We start from the raw sequence: 14,278 nt of genomic DNA, 5'->3' as shown, positions 1-14,278 counted from the left end.
GCCAGACTTGAGTACTTGAGTAGTGGGCCGCGCTGATCGCGGCCCATCGATGATGATGCAAAGAGGAACGGACTTCATGAACGACCAGATTCACTCCGACGGCTCGGGCCACGAGCACGGAGAACTTGGCGATGCCGAGTACGCGGAGTTCATGGAGCTCGCCGCGCAGGAGGGCTTCGACCCCGAGGAGGTCGAGGGCGCCCTCGGCGAGGCCGGCCACGGCCCGCTCCCCGTGCTCGCCGTCGTCGGCCGCCCCAATGTCGGCAAGTCGACCCTGGTGAACCGGATCATCGGCCGCCGCGAGGCCGTCGTGCAGGACAAGCCCGGCGTCACCCGCGACCGCGTCAGCTACGAGGCCGAATGGGCCGGACGCCGCTTCAAGGTCGTCGACACCGGCGGCTGGGAGCAGGACGTGCTGGGCCTCGACGCCTCCGTCGCCGCCCAGGCCGAGTACGCCATCGAGACGGCCGACGCGGTCGTCTTCGTCGTCGACTCCACCGTCGGCGCCACCGACACCGACGAGGCCGTCGTCAAGCTGCTGCGGCGGGCCGGCAAGCCCGTCGTCCTCTGCGCCAACAAGGTCGACGGCCAGAGCGGCGAGGCCGACGCCACCGCCCTGTGGTCGCTGGGCCTCGGCGAGCCCTACCCGGTCTCCTCGCTGCACGGCCGCGGCACCGGCGACATGCTGGACGCGGTCCTGGAGGCCCTGCCGGACGCCCCGGCCCAGAAGTTCGGCACCGCGCTCGGCGGCCCCCGCCGGATCGCCCTGATCGGCCGCCCGAACGTCGGCAAGTCCTCCCTGCTGAACAAGGTCGCGGGCGAGGACCGGGTCGTCGTCAACGAACTGGCCGGCACCACCCGCGACCCGGTCGACGAGCTGATCAACCTCGGCGGCATCACCTGGAAGTTCATCGACACGGCCGGTATCCGCCGCCGGGTCCACCTCCAGGAGGGCGCGGACTACTACGCCTCGCTCCGTACGGCCGCCGCCGTGGAGAAGGCCGAGGTCGCCGTCGTCCTGATCGACTCCAGCGAGTCCATCAGCGTCCAGGACCAGCGCATCATCACCATGGCCGTGGAGGCCGGGCGCGCGCTGGTCGTCGCGTTCAACAAGTGGGACACCCTCGACGAGGAGCGCCGCTACTACCTGGAGCGCGAGATCGAGACGGAGCTCGCGCAGATCTCCTGGGCGCCCCGCGTCAATGTCTCGGCCGTCACCGGCCGGCACATGGAGAAGCTGGTCCCGGCCATCGAGACCGCGATCGAGGGCTGGGAGACCCGCGTCCCCACCGGCCGGCTCAACGCCTTCCTCGGTGAGATCGTCGCCTCCCACCCGCACCCGATCCGCGGCGGCAAGCAGCCGCGCATCCTCTTCGGCACCCAGGCGGGCACCAAGCCCCCGCGCTTCGTGCTCTTCGCCTCCGGCTTCCTGGAGCACGGCTACCGCCGCTTCGTCGAGCGCCGGCTGCGCGAGGAGTTCGGCTTCGAGGGCACCCCGATCCACATCTCGGTCCGGGTCCGCGAGAAGCGCGGCCGCAACAAGTAGCACCGGCACACGACGAAGCCCCGGACGCTCTCGCGAGAGCGTCCGGGGCTTCGTCGTGCGGCTTGCGTCCCCCGGCCTTGCGCGGCCTTGCCCGACCTTCGTACGGCCTCAGGAGTCGCGTGACCCCGGCGGCAGCGCCGCGGGCCGGGGCCGCCCCGCGTGCCGCCCCACCCGCTGCCAGGAGCCGAGCGTCCCGGTGTGCTGGCTCTGGCCGCCGCTGCTTGCGCTCTGGCCGTTGTGCCCGCCGTGGCCGCTGCCGTGCCCGGAGGCGGTGGAGTGACCGCTCAACGGTGCCCGGGAGGCGAAGAGACCGGCGCCGAAGGCCGGGAAGCCGAGATTCTCCTCGCCGCTGCGGTCACCCGGCAGCGCCCGGAACGAGCGCCGGTACTCGGAGTACAGCGCGTCGTAGATCGGGGTGGGGGACACGCCCCCCGACGGATCCTGCGAAGGACGCATGGCAGGGATCTGACTCTGATGCTGGCGGGAGGAGTCGTATGAGTGCACGTAGGTGCCAACGACCTCAGCGCCCGTCGGATGCGGCCCCGCCGGAGAAATCGCTGTTCGGCGGGGGTGCCCGAGCTGGGCGGACATGATCAGGTCCCGGCCAGCGGCATCGACGCGGCGACCAGGAGCCCGTTGACCGCGGCCTTCTCCAGGGCGTCCCGGAGCAGGTCCTCGCGCGGCTGCTGGCCGATGGTGCCGGCCGGGGCGGCGAAGACGAGGACCGTCTGCGACTTGTTGACCGCGGCCCGCCAGCCGTCGGTCACCTGGAGCGGCTGGTGCGCCTGCCACCAGGCGACCGGGTTGCCGCCGCCGGCGCTCGGCTGGAGCACGGCGTGCAGCTGGCCCACCGCCAGCAGCACGGACCAGCCCGGAAGGACCTCCGGCAGCCGGTTCATGTCGGGGGCGGGGCGGAAGCCCTGCTCCAGCAGCAGCTGGAGGAACTCGTCGCCCCCGCTGCCGTCGGTGCCGGGCCGGGCGACCGGGCCGGTCGGTTCGACGACCAGGGCCGGGCGGAGATCGTCCTCGATGAGGACGAGTCCGCTGGTGATGCCGAGGACGGCCTGTTCGGGCATGAGCCCCTCCGTATTCGTCTGCTCGCTGCCGGTGATGCTGCGCACCGCGCCCTGGAGCTGGTCCTCCGCGACCTTGACGACCTGCGAGGGGATGCACGTCGCGTGGGCGAACGCGAGGACGGCGGTCTCGTCGCCGATGAACAGCACCGTGCTGGTGCGTTCCTGGTCGGAGTCGCCGGGGGTGCGGCAGGAGGTGCAGTCGTAACTGCCCGGGGCGTTGTCGCCGACGAGCAGCCGGTCGGCTTCGTCGTCGCCGATCTCGGCGCGTACGTCCTGGCTGACGTCGAGCATGCGCGGCACGGGGGCTCCTCGAACTCGGTGCGTGGGCCGGGTGGTTCCCGGCTCATGAAGAGACAACGCGGGATCCGTGGCCGGGGTCACGCACCGGGGCGTACGGAAGTGAGGAACAGGTCGACACATCGGTACGTCGAGGAGTCGACCCACGGCCGGCGTACGGCTCGTCGCCCGGCTCGTCGCGTGGCCCGGCGTACGGCCCGTCGCACCCGCCCGGAATCTTTTACCCGGGCGCAGGCAACCTACCGGCATTGAGCCTCGTCAAGCTCGAAGGAAAGCGTTGGCCAACGGATGACGGGGCAGGCGACCGGGCAACCGCACCGGTGGCCCGCGGGCGCGTTCTCGTGACTTTCGGGCCTGCGGCCATCCGGATCGAAACATTCCGGAACCCGCAGGTCAGTGGTGGTCCCGGCAGCGGGACGGGGATCCCGTGCGCGCCTTTCCGGACGCTCCGGGATTCCCGGTGTATTCCGGACGGGAATGCGCTCGGAAGTACAGCTTTGGCAGACCGGATCGACTGGGGGAAACAGCTACACCATGCATATCTCTTTTCTTCTGCACAATGCCTACGGAATCGGAGGAACGATCCGGACGACGTTCACCCTCGCCCGTACGCTCGCCGAGCAGCACGACGTCGAGATCGTGTCCGTCTTCCGGCACCGTGACGCACCCGTCCTCGGCGCGCCCGAGGGCGTGACGATGCGCCACCTCGTCGATCTGCGGAAGAAGAGCGCGACGTACGACGGCGGCGACGCCGAACACGCCCGGCCCGCCGTGGTGTTCCCGCGCGGGGACAGCAGGCACAAGCAGTACAGCAGGCTCACCGACGCCCGGATCGCCGCCCATCTCCGGACGATCGAGGCGGACGTCGTCGTCGGCACCCGCCCCGGTCTCAATGTGCACATCAGCCGGCAGACCCGCCGCGGACCGGTGCGCGTCGGGCAGGAGCATCTGACGCTCGACAGCCACGGCTACCGGCTGCGCCGCGAGATCGCCCACCGGTACACCCTGCTCGACGCGCTGACCACCGTCACCCGTGCCGACGCGGACGACTACCGCAGCCGGCTGAAGCTGCCGGGCCTGCGGATCGAGACCATCCCCAACGCCGTTCCCGAGCCCGCCGGTCCGCCCGCGGGCGGCGACCTGAAATGGGTCGTCGCGGCCGGCCGGCTGCACCGGGTCAAGCGCTACGACCTCCTGGTGCGGGCCTTCGCCCAGGTCTCCGCGGCCCGCCCCGACTGGCGGCTGCGCATCTACGGCGGCGGGGACGCGACCGGGAACGAAGAGGCGTCGCTGCGCACCCTCATCGACGAACTCGGCCTGCACAGCCAGGTGTTCCTGATGGGCTCGGTCAACCCGATGGAGGCCGAGTGGCCCAAGGCGTCGATCGCCGCCGTCACTTCGGAGCGCGAGTCCTTCGGCATGACGATCGTCGAGGCGATGCGCGCCGGTCTGCCGGTCGTCGCCACCGACTGCCCGCACGGACCCGCCGAGATCATCGAGGACGGGGTCGACGGGCGTCTGGTGCCGGTCGGCGACCCGGACGCGACCGCCGCCGCGCTGCTCCAGCTGATCGAGGACGACGACCTGCGCCACCGGATGGGCGGGGCGGCGCTCAGCGCCTCGGCCCGCTTCGACCCGGCGCGGATCGCCGAGCGCCACGAGAGCCTGTACACCGAGCTCCTCGCCCGTGGGGCCCAGGGGCGCGGCCACAGCGCCCTGAGCACCGCGCTGCACCGCACCCGGGGCAGCGTCCTCGACGGGGCCTACGCCCTGCGCTACAAGGCGGCCGACGTGCTCCGCGGGAAGAGGTCCGCATGACGGCCCCGTCGCCGTAGCCGGGGGACAGCGGACCACGGGCAGCGGACGGCCGGGGCGGCCGGGCCCAGCGGACAGGAGCTGTCCGCTGCTCCTGGCAGACTCGCCGCATGTTGGAGACCTCCGCACGACTGCTGCGCCTGCTCTCACTTCTCCAGGCCCACCGGGACTGGTCCGGCGCCGACCTCGCCGACCGGCTCGGCGTCACCCCGCGCACCGTGCGCCGGGACGTCGACAAGCTGCGTGAACTGGGCTACCCGGTGAACGCCAGCCGTGGCACCGGCGGCGGCTACCAGCTCGGGGCGGGCGCGGAGCTGCCGCCGCTGCTGCTGGACGACGACGAGGCCGTCGCGGTCGCCGTCGGTCTGCGCACGGCGGCCGGACACGGCATCGAGGGCATCGGTGAGAGCTCCGTGCGCGCGCTGGCCAAGCTCGAACAGGTGCTGCCGAACCGGCTGCGCCGCCGGGTGGGCGCGCTCGGCGCGTTCACCGTGCCGATGCTGCACGGCCCGGAGGCCTCCGCGGTCGACCCCGGGGTGCTCACCGAGCTGGCCGGGGCCTGCCGGGACTCCGAGCGGCTCCGGTTCGCCTACCGGACCCATGACAGGGAGGCCTCGCGGCGTACGGTCGAACCGCACCGGCTCGTCTGCACCGAGCGCCGCTGGTATCTGGTCGCCTGGGACCTGGAGCGGGCGGACTGGCGCACCTTCCGGGTGGACCGGATCACCCCGACCCCGCCGCACGGCCCCCGTTTCACCCCGCGCACCCCGCCCGCGGAGGATCTGGCGGCGTACGTCTCGCGGGGCGTCGCGGTCTCGGCGTACGCGGCCCGGGCCGTGATCCTGCTCAAGGCCCCGCTCGCGGAGGCCGCCCGCCGGGTGTCGCCGTCGGCCGGGGTGCTGGAGGCGGTGGACGAGGACACCTGCCGGCTGATCACGGGGGCGCCGGACCTCACCGTGCTGGTGATCCATGTGCTGATGATGGGCATCGATTTCGAGGTCGTCGAGCCTTCCGGCCTCACCGACCTGATGCGGGAAGCGCGGGACCGGCTCACGCGCGCGCTCGACGCTCCGTGAGACTCCGGGCGGGGTGAGGGAAACGTGCGGAAAGGAAAGACCGGTTTAAGCGGGCGGGAAATTCCGGTACCCCGGCCATTCGGGCGATGATCCCCCGTGATGGGAAAAGAAGCAGGTCACCCCGGTGATTCCGGATCGCTGCCGGAGCACTCTCCCCGCCGGTGAACGGAGGTTCTCGTTAATACGCGCCGATGCTTCCGGCCGGTCCGTACGGGTGAATGGAACCGCGTATACGCGTGTGGGGATCCTGTGACACAAGCGTGACCGCCACGGCATGTGGGGATGCAGTCGAACGCCCTTCCGGCCCGGCCTTCCGTCACGGTCCGGGGCCGCCTACGGTGAAGGCATGGCATCTCTACCGACCCCTCCAGCACAGCCGGACGACGCCGCCGAGTCCTACGTCGGCCTCGCCGCCGACGCAGCCGAGCGGCAGGCCAGAAGCCGTGGCTGGGACACGGTCCGGGCCGTCCCTCCGGGCACGTTCCTCACCATGGAGTTCCGCCACGGCCGGATCAACTTCCAGGTCGAGGGCGACACCGTGACGCGCTGCTGGGTGGGCTGACCCGCATCGTCGCACCCGGGCCCCCGACGGCCGAAGGCCCCGACCGCGGTCGGGGCCTTCGGCGTACGGAGTGAGGTGGTGCGTGCCGCCCCCGAGGGTTCGGGGGAGCGGTGGATCAGCCGCCGGACAGCGGGCGGGCCGGGCTGCCGGTGCCGCGCGGGCCCCGTTCCGTGTGCGGCGGCGGACGGCGTACGCCCGCCGGGGCGACCGGCATACCGCCCGGACGCGCGGGGTGCCCGGTGTGCGCCCGCGCCCTGGCGCCCGCCGGATGCCCGGCGGGCAGCACCGGTTCGACCGGGGCGGTCACGGCCTCGGCGGTGAGACCGTCGGTGGCCATCGACTGCGGCAGCAGTACCGGCTGCGGCCCGGCGTCGGCCACGGGCGTCGGACGGACGCCGCCACGCCGCTCCCGCCACCGCTCGCGCATCGCGAAGATCCAGGCCTCGGTCCGGGCGATCAGCGGCTCGAACCAGGGCAGCGCCAGCAGGATGAGCAGCCCGGCCGCCCAGCCCAGCACGACATCGCTGAGCCAGTGCGTACCGATGTACACGGTGGTGAGGCCGACACCCAGCGAGACCGTCGCGGACACCGCCGACAGATAGCGCCTGGCCCGCGGCGTGGTGGCCAGATAGGCGAGGATTCCCCAGGTCACGACGGCGTTCGCGGTGTGCCCGGAAGGAAATATATCGCCGCCGGCGAACATCTCGGCCGAGCCGATCTGCGTCGCGTAGTGCGGGCCGAGCCGCCCGAGCCCCAGCTTGACCGCGCCCACCGTCACATTGAGCAGCAGCAGGGCCGTGCCGAGGACCAGTAGCGGCCGCAGCGTGTGCTGACGCCAGGAGCGCCAGCCCAGCCAGCAGGCGACCATCACCGCTGTGGGGCCGCGCTGGCCGAGCACGACGTAGTAGTCCAGGAAGGCGTGGAGTTCGGGCCACTGCTGGTAGGGCCGGAACAGCATGACCTTCCAGTCCAGGGCGACCAGCCAGGACGTGATCAGCACCGCCCAGACGATGGCGAGATAGAACGCCAACGTCCCGCCGAAGAGGGCGATGCGGTGACGGCTCATCCGCGGTGCCTCTATCTTCGGCGGTTCCGGCTCCCGGTCCAGCCGGGCAAAGATGTCGGTACGCACCCAATCGACGTTACAGCGAGTGAGTGTGCGAGCAGGCCAATCCGGGCTCTTTGTGATGACGATGTGATGTGGACTTTGTCTCGGAACGGCGTCTTTTCCGGGCGCGGAGAAGAATCTCCGTGATCTTGCGGCCAATAGCCCGCGGGTTCCGTTCGTAAGCGTGTTTGATCTCTCGGAAAAAGAGTCGCATCAAAATCCGTGGCATTTGATCCCGCCATTCGGGGGAGGCGCGCGCCGTCGCGTCACGCCCCGTCCCACCCGCCCGGACCCCGCCCCCGCGGGGCTCCGGGCCCCTCCGGCGGGAGCCCCCCGACCGCACCCGGAATGGCGTACGCCACACTGAGCGGCGGACCGCGGTATGACGTGCACCACGTGTGACCACACCGAACTCGCGTACGCTGACGGCTCACTCGCCCGTCGATGCCGGGCCCGAGGGACGCACCCCACGTCACCGTCGGTCCGCCGAGCGCGAGGGACTCATCGGGAGGTACGTAGATGTCCGGGACGACCACGGCCGGGGTCCGGCTGCGCAAAGCCGCCGACGACGCCAACCGCTGGGTCGTCCTCGTCGTCCTCTGTCTCAGTCTTCTGGTCGTCGCCCTCGACGCGACCGTGCTCCATGTCGCCGTTCCCTCCCTCACCGAGGACCTGCGCCCGAGCGGTACGGCCCTCCTCTGGATCGTCGACGCCTACCCCCTCGTCTGCGCCTCGCTGCTCATCCTCTTCGGCACGCTGGGTGACCGGATCGGCAGACGGCGTGTGCTGCTGATCGGCTACGCGCTGTTCGGCGTCGCCTCCGCGCTCGCCGCCACCGCCGACACCCCAGCCGTCCTGATAGCGGCCCGCGCGCTCCTCGGCGTCGGCGGCGCGATGATCATGCCCGCCACGCTGTCGATCCTGCGCCAGGTCTTCCCCGACCGCCGGGAGCGGGCGCTCGCCATCGGGGTGTGGACCGCGGTCGCCGCGGTCGGCGCCGCCACCGGACCGGTCGTCGGCGGCTTCCTCGTCGAGCACTTCTGGTGGGGCTCGGTCTTCCTGATCAACATCCCGCTGATGGCCGTGATCCTGCCGCTGGGCCGCTGGCTGCTGCCCGAGTCGCGCGGCGGCGAGGACGGCCCGTGGGACGTGCTGGGCGCGCTGATGGCCGCGGCGGGCGTGCTCGGAGTCGTCCTCGGCGTCAAGCGCCTGGGCGGCGGCGCGGGGCTCCTGGACCCGGTCTCGCTGGGCCCGCTGGCCCTCGGACTCGCGCTGCTGATCCTCTTCGTGCGCCGCCAGAAGCGCCGCAGGCATCCGCTGATCGACATCTCGATGTTCGCCCGCCCGGCCTTCTCCACCGCCGTCGGCTGCATCGTGCTCGCCATGCTGGCGCTGGTCGGCCTCCAGCTGATCGCCGTCCAGTACCTCCAGCTGGTGCTGGGGCTCAGCCCGCTGGAGACCGGGCTGCGGCTGCTGCCGCTGACCTTCGCGGCGATGGCCGCGGGCGCCACCGGCTCGTACACCCTGCGCCGCATCGGCCCCCGCCGCATGGTCGGCTGGGGCTTCGTCCTCACCGCGGCCTCGGTGCTGCTGCTCACCTCGATGGGCCAGCACGACCGGCCCGCGCTGCTGACCTGCGCCTTCGTCCTGCTCGGCTTCGGGCTGCAGACCACGCTCTTCGGGGCGTACGAGTCGATGCTCAGCGACGCCCCGCCGGAGCGGGCGGGCGGCGCGGCGGCGATCGGCGAGACCTCCTACCAGCTGGGCGCGGGCCTCGGCATCGCCCTGCTCGGCAGTGTCATGAACGCCGCCTACGCCCCCGGCCTCGCCTCCCTGCGCGAGAAGGGCGTCCCCGCCCGCGCCGGGGCCGAGGCCTCCCACTCGCTGGGCGAGGCCTATCAGGTGGCCGCGCAGCTCGGCGGCCCGATGGGCGATCTGCTGCGCTCCACGGCCCGGCACGCCTTCATCGGCGGCCTCCACATCACGCTCTTCGTCAGCGCGGGGCTGCTGCTGCTCGGGGCGCTGGCCGCGCTGCGGCTGCCGAAGGTCATGGACTGTCCGCCGAAGGAGCCCTGCCGCCGGGCCGAGGCCGAGGCCCACGCGGCCGAGCCGGAGACCGCCGGGTCCCGGGCCCCGAAGATCACCGCCCCCGGCCCGAGGTCCGCGGAAGCCGTCCGTCCGGCCGGCCGGGAACGCCCGGCCCCGCGCCGGCTGCTGCCCGCACGGCGCGAGCCGGCCGAGGCGACCGGCTCTGGACGAGCGGCACACTGAGCCGTAACGTCAGCACGACGCCCTGACTACCACTGCTAGTTTTCGGAGGGCGGGCGTCTCCCGGTCCCTCCGAGCACCGTGCGAGCCGCCGGAGGCACCCTCATGTCCAGCACCGAGTCCGCGAAGCCGTCGAAGCTCCCGCCGTTCGACGCCGCCGATCCCCTCGGCATCGACGACCTGCTCGGCCCGGACGACCTCGCGATCCGCGACACCGTCCGCATCTGGGCCACCGACCGGGTCCTGCCGCACATCGCCGAGTGGTACGAGAAGGGCGAGCTGCCCGGCATCCGCGAGCTGGCCCGCGAGCTCGGCGCCCTGGGCGCGCTCGGCATGTCGCTCGACGGGTACGGCTGCGCCGGGGCGAGCGCCGTCCAGTACGGGCTGGCCTGCCTGGAGCTGGAGGCCGCCGACTCCGGGATCCGCTCGCTCGTCTCCGTACAGGGTTCGCTCGCCATGTACGCGATCCACCGCTTCGGCTCCGAGGAGCAGAAGCGGCGGTGGCTGCCCGGCATGGCGGCGGGCGAGACCATCGGCTGCTTCGGCCTGACCGAGCCCGACCACGGCTCCGACCCGGCCGGGATGCGGACGTACGCCAAGCGCGACGGCGAGGACTGGATCCTCACCGGCCGCAAGATGTGGATCACCAACGGCTCGGTCGCCGGGGTCGCGGTCGTCTGGGCGCAGACCGACGAGGGCGAGGACGGCCGCGGCATCCGCGGCTTCGTCGTCCCGACCGACACCCCCGGCTTCTCGGCGCCCGAGATCCACCACAAGTGGTCGCTGCGCGCCTCGGTCACCAGCGAGCTGGTCATGGACGAGGTGCGGCTGCCCGCCGACGCGGTGCTGCCGGACGCGAAGGGGCTGCGCGGCCCGCTCAGCTGTCTGAGCCACGCGCGCTACGGCATCGTCTGGGGCGCCATGGGCGCGGCGCGGGCCAGCTTCGAGTCGGCCCTCGACTACGCGCGGAGCCGGGAGCAGTTCGGCCGGCCGATCGGCGGCTTCCAGCTCACCCAGGCCAAGCTGGCGGACATGGCCCTGGAGCTGCACAAGGGCATCCTGCTCGCCCACCACCTGGGCCGCCGGATGGACGCGGGCAGGCTCCGGCCGGAGCAGGTCAGTTTCGGCAAGCTGAACAACGTGCGGGAGGCGATCGAGATCTGCCGCACCTCGCGCACGATCCTCGGGGCCAACGGGATCTCGCTGGAGTACCCGGTGATGCGGCACGCCACGAACCTGGAGTCGGTGCTCACCTACGAGGGCACCGTGGAGATGCACCAGCTGGTCCTGGGCAAGGCGCTCACCGGTCTCGACGCCTTCCGGTGAGCGGGGCGCGCCGGTACGCGCGCGCCGACCGGATGCGTTGACCGGATCTTTCCGGCGAGCGCCCTGCTCAGCTCTGGTTGAAGAAGCCGTCGGCCTTGCGGCCGGCGGCTTCGCCCGCCACCACCTGGGTGTCGGCGGGGGACAGCAGGAAGACCCGGGTGGCCACCCGGTCGATCGAGCCGCGCAGGCCGAAGATCAGCCCGGCGGCGAAGTCCACCACGCGCTTGGCGTCGGCGGGGTCCATGGCCGTGAGGTTGACGATCACCGGGACGCCGTCCCGGAAGAGCTCACCGATGGCCCGCGCGTCCCGGAAGCTGTCCGGGGTCACCGTCGCGATCCGGCGGTCCCGCTCCTCGGCCGCCTCCGCGGCCACCTGCACCCGCGGGTCGGTGACCCAGGCCTGGTTGCCCGTGCCCGTCTCCGTACCCTCGGCGTACTCGTCGTCGTAGTACCGCTCGTCGTTGTCCTCCACGAGGCCCAGCCAGGCACTCGCCTTGCGCACCGATCCCATGGACGCCTCCTCTCACCGCGGTTCTGTGGCGTTCCGCATCTCTTTCGTATCCCTATGGTCGTCCATGATGCGGATACCGCGCCAAGTAGATAGTCGGCTCGCAGGCGATTCGTGACGCTACTGGTGCAGAGGATGTGGCGATTCGTCAGGGTTGGTCCCGCATAAGGGGGGTTGCGAAAAGAAAATATGATGCTCCGGGCCGTACGGGTGATCCTGCCGACGGACGGGTGAACGGATGGCTGGATACGATGCATGACGGTCCGGTGCAGCGAGCGGCGCGCACCGGCGATGCGGATCCCGGGGGATCGTCGTGTTCGGAATCGTCAGGCCCTGCACCCATCGGCTCTCCGAGGGCCTCAGGACCGAGTGGATGGCCCATCTCTGCGGTCTCTGCCTGGCCCTGAGGGCGGATCACGGACAGTTCGCCCGGATCGTCACGAACTATGACGGCCTGATCGTCTCCGTCCTGACGGAGGCTCAGGCGGGCCGTACGCCCGAGGGCCGCCGCACCGCGGGCCCCTGCCCGCTGCGCGCCATGCGCACCGCGCCGGTCGCCAAGGGCGAGGGGGCCAGGCTCGCCGCCGCCGTCTCGCTCGTCCTGGCCTCGGCCAAGGTCCGCGACCACGTCGCCGACCGGGACGGGCTGTTGGCCCGCCGCCCGGTCGCCGCCGCCGCACGCCGGGTCGCCGCCGGCTGGGACCGGGCGGGCGCGCGGACCGGGGCGGCCCTCGGCTTCGACACCGCGCTCCTGGTCGACGCGGTCGACCGGCAGACCGGCATCGAGACGCTCGCCGGGCTCGGCACCCCGCTGCTGACGGTCACCGAACCCACCGAGACCGCCACCGCCGCCGCCTTCGCGCACACCGCCGTGCTCGCCGGGAAGCCGCAGAACGCCGCACCGCTCGCGGAGGCCGGTCGGCTCTTCGGGCGGCTCGCGCATCTGCTGGACGCCGTGGAGGACCGGGAGGCCGACGCCGCGTCGGGCGCCTGGAACCCGCTCACCGCCACCGGCACCCCGCTGACCGAGGCGCGCCGGCTCTGCGACGACGCGCTGCACGGCGTACGGCTCGCCCTGCGCGAGGTGGAGTTCACCGACGGCAAGCTCGTCCACGTCCTGCTCGCCCATGAGCTGCGGCGCTCGGTCGACCGGGCGTTCGGCACCTCCTCCTGCTCGCACCAGGGGCAGCAGGGGCTGCTGGTGCCCGACAACTCCTTCGGGCCTCCGCCGGGCAACCCGTACGGAGCGCCGCCCGGCAACCCGTACGCCCCCGGCGGCCCGGGCTCCCCGCCTCCGCCGCCGCGCGACCGGCGCGGGCTGATCGCCGGCTGCCTGGTGTGGGTCGGGCTCGCCTGCACCTGCCAGATGTGCTGCGGGAGCTTCGAGGACCCCTGGACCAGGGAGCCCCGGCAGGCGCCGTGCCAGAACTGCGGCGACTGCTGCGAGGCGTGCAGTTGCTGCGGCGACTGCGGCGAGGGCTGCTGCTGTTGCGGGGACTCCTGCGGCTGCGACTGCTGAGGACCGCTGGGCTGACGTCGGCTGCCGGGCTGACGTCGGCTCACCTCGCCTCGCCGCAGCTCACTTCAGCTCGGGCGGCGAGATCTCGGAGGCCTCGATCCCGGACTCGGTGGTGCCCCACTTCTTCAGGATCCGGTCGTAGGTCCCGTCCTCCTTGAGCCGGTTCACCGCGGCCTGGAAGGCGGGGGCCAGCGGGGTGCCCTTCTTGAAGGCGAAGCCCACGTCGAGCCGCTTGAACTCGTTGAGGAAGCGCAGCCCCTCCTGCTGGCTCACCGCGTACCGCAGCCCGTTGATGGTGGACATCACCACATCGGCGCGGTTCTGCTGGAGCGAGATCCAGACGGCCGCCTGGTCGGAGTACGTCTTGACCTTGTACGGCTTCTTGCCCGCCTCCGCGCACCGGGGCAGATTCTCCTGGAGGGTCACCTCGAAGGTGGTGCCCGCCCCGGTGGCCACGTCGAGCCCGCACAGCTGGGTGAGGTCGGTGACCTTCTTCAGCTCGCTGTCCTCGCGGACCGCGAAGCCCTGCCCGTCGTTGATGTACGTCACGAAGTCGATCGTCTTGCGGCGTACGTCGGTGACGCCGAAGTTCCCCGTGCCCAGGTCGTACTTCCCGCTGCCGAGCGCCGGCAGGATCGCCTCGAAGGACGCCACCTCGCGCTTCAGCTTCAGCCCGAGCACCCGGGCCGCCGCGTCCGCGAAGTCGATGTCCGCACCGGCCAGCGTGGAGCCGTCCTCCTCGTAGAAGGCTCCGGGCGGGGCGCCGACGGAGGAGGCGATCCGCAGCGTGCCCGCCTCACGGACCCCGGCCGGCAGCAGCTTCGCCGCGGCCTCGTCCTTCTCCACCTTCGAGACCACGTCCGTCGTCGGGGTCTTTCCCTTGGCGGCGCCCTTGTCGGATCCGTCGCCCGCCGCGTCGCTCGGCTCGGCGCAGGAGGTGAGCGTCAGTGCGGCCACGGTGATCAGAGCGAACAGGGCGGTATGTCGGGATCGGGACATGGCGGTGCTTCTCCGGGTTCGTCAGGGTAGGCCGACCGCCTCCGGGTCACGGCGGCACGGGGCCACAGCGGCACGGAGGGGCGGCGGGAACGTTCAGCGGTGCGAGGGGAGGGCGAAGCGGTGTGGTGAAGGTGAAGTCACGCGAGGAACGGGGCTCGAACGCCGAGAAGAGCGGCGT

Annotated in this window: 12 protein-coding genes; 7 read left to right on the top strand and 5 right to left on the bottom strand. The window is 72.1% G+C overall.

Annotated elements, in window-relative coordinates:
* The first annotated feature begins 76 nt into the window (after positions 1–76).
* Positions 77–1,546, top strand: a complete 1,470-nt coding sequence (der, locus tag ACSMXR_RS05985; RefSeq protein WP_030631001.1) for a ribosome biogenesis GTPase Der — start codon at positions 77–79, stop codon at positions 1,544–1,546.
* Positions 1,547–1,654: 108 nt separating this feature from the next.
* Here der and ACSMXR_RS05980 read toward each other — a convergent pair whose 3' ends face one another.
* Both ACSMXR_RS05980 and ACSMXR_RS05975 read right to left on the bottom strand, forming a co-directional pair.
* Positions 1,655–2,002, bottom strand: coding sequence for a hypothetical protein (locus ACSMXR_RS05980; protein WP_376189063.1), 348 nt, complete (start codon positions 2,000–2,002; stop codon positions 1,655–1,657).
* Positions 2,003–2,139: 137 nt separating this feature from the next.
* Entirely contained in the window at positions 2,140–2,922 is a 783-nt protein-coding gene (locus tag ACSMXR_RS05975; protein ID WP_030085794.1) for a hypothetical protein, read from the bottom strand.
* Positions 2,923–3,453: 531 nt separating this feature from the next.
* On the opposite strand from ACSMXR_RS05975, the gene ACSMXR_RS05970 reads away from it, so the two are divergent.
* From ACSMXR_RS05970 to ACSMXR_RS05960, 3 genes are all read left to right on the top strand, one after another.
* Positions 3,454–4,737, top strand: coding sequence for a glycosyltransferase family 4 protein (locus tag ACSMXR_RS05970; protein WP_473171372.1), 1,284 nt, complete (start codon positions 3,454–3,456; stop codon positions 4,735–4,737).
* 107 nt (positions 4,738–4,844) lie between these two features.
* Positions 4,845–5,810 (top strand): helix-turn-helix transcriptional regulator, encoded by a 966-nt coding sequence (locus ACSMXR_RS05965; protein ID WP_473171371.1) that lies wholly within the window; start codon positions 4,845–4,847, stop codon positions 5,808–5,810.
* A 346-nt stretch (positions 5,811–6,156) separates the two neighbouring features.
* The gene (locus ACSMXR_RS05960; RefSeq protein WP_030085788.1) at positions 6,157–6,372 is read left to right on the top strand and encodes an I78 family peptidase inhibitor; all 216 of its coding nucleotides are present in this window, start codon (positions 6,157–6,159) and stop codon (positions 6,370–6,372) included.
* A 115-nt stretch (positions 6,373–6,487) separates the two neighbouring features.
* Here the strand turns inward: ACSMXR_RS05960 and ACSMXR_RS05955 are convergent, their stop codons facing one another.
* The gene (locus ACSMXR_RS05955) at positions 6,488–7,504 is read right to left on the bottom strand and encodes a phosphatase PAP2 family protein (protein ID WP_137232094.1); all 1,017 of its coding nucleotides are present in this window, start codon (positions 7,502–7,504) and stop codon (positions 6,488–6,490) included.
* 495 nt (positions 7,505–7,999) lie between these two features.
* Between ACSMXR_RS05955 and ACSMXR_RS05950 the strand changes: the two genes are divergently transcribed.
* The gene (locus tag ACSMXR_RS05950; protein ID WP_473171370.1) at positions 8,000–9,751 is read left to right on the top strand and encodes an MFS transporter; all 1,752 of its coding nucleotides are present in this window, start codon (positions 8,000–8,002) and stop codon (positions 9,749–9,751) included.
* A 102-nt stretch (positions 9,752–9,853) separates the two neighbouring features.
* The gene (locus tag ACSMXR_RS05945; protein ID WP_473171369.1) at positions 9,854–11,074 is read left to right on the top strand and encodes an acyl-CoA dehydrogenase family protein; all 1,221 of its coding nucleotides are present in this window, start codon (positions 9,854–9,856) and stop codon (positions 11,072–11,074) included.
* A gap of 67 nt (positions 11,075–11,141) precedes the next feature.
* On the opposite strand, the gene ACSMXR_RS05940 is transcribed toward ACSMXR_RS05945, so the two are convergent.
* Positions 11,142–11,585 carry a cell division protein SepF gene (locus ACSMXR_RS05940; protein WP_030085780.1) on the bottom strand — a complete coding sequence of 148 codons (444 nt, stop codon included), beginning with the start codon at positions 11,583–11,585 and terminating at the stop codon, positions 11,142–11,144.
* 310 nt (positions 11,586–11,895) lie between these two features.
* On the opposite strand from ACSMXR_RS05940, the gene ACSMXR_RS05935 reads away from it, so the two are divergent.
* On the top strand, positions 11,896–13,101 hold the full coding sequence (locus ACSMXR_RS05935) for a DUF5685 family protein (protein ID WP_473171368.1): 1,206 nt from the start codon (positions 11,896–11,898) through the stop codon (positions 13,099–13,101).
* A gap of 60 nt (positions 13,102–13,161) precedes the next feature.
* Here ACSMXR_RS05935 and ACSMXR_RS05930 read toward each other — a convergent pair whose 3' ends face one another.
* A complete protein-coding gene (locus ACSMXR_RS05930; protein ID WP_473171367.1) occupies positions 13,162–14,100 on the bottom strand; it encodes an ABC transporter substrate-binding protein in 939 nt (312 codons plus the stop codon).
* Positions 14,101–14,278 lie beyond the last annotated feature (178 nt).

Source organism: Streptomyces sp. DSM 106670, from assembly GCF_055792845.1.
Note: the sequence above shows the minus strand (reverse complement) of the source record. Positions and strands in the feature narration are given on the sequence as shown.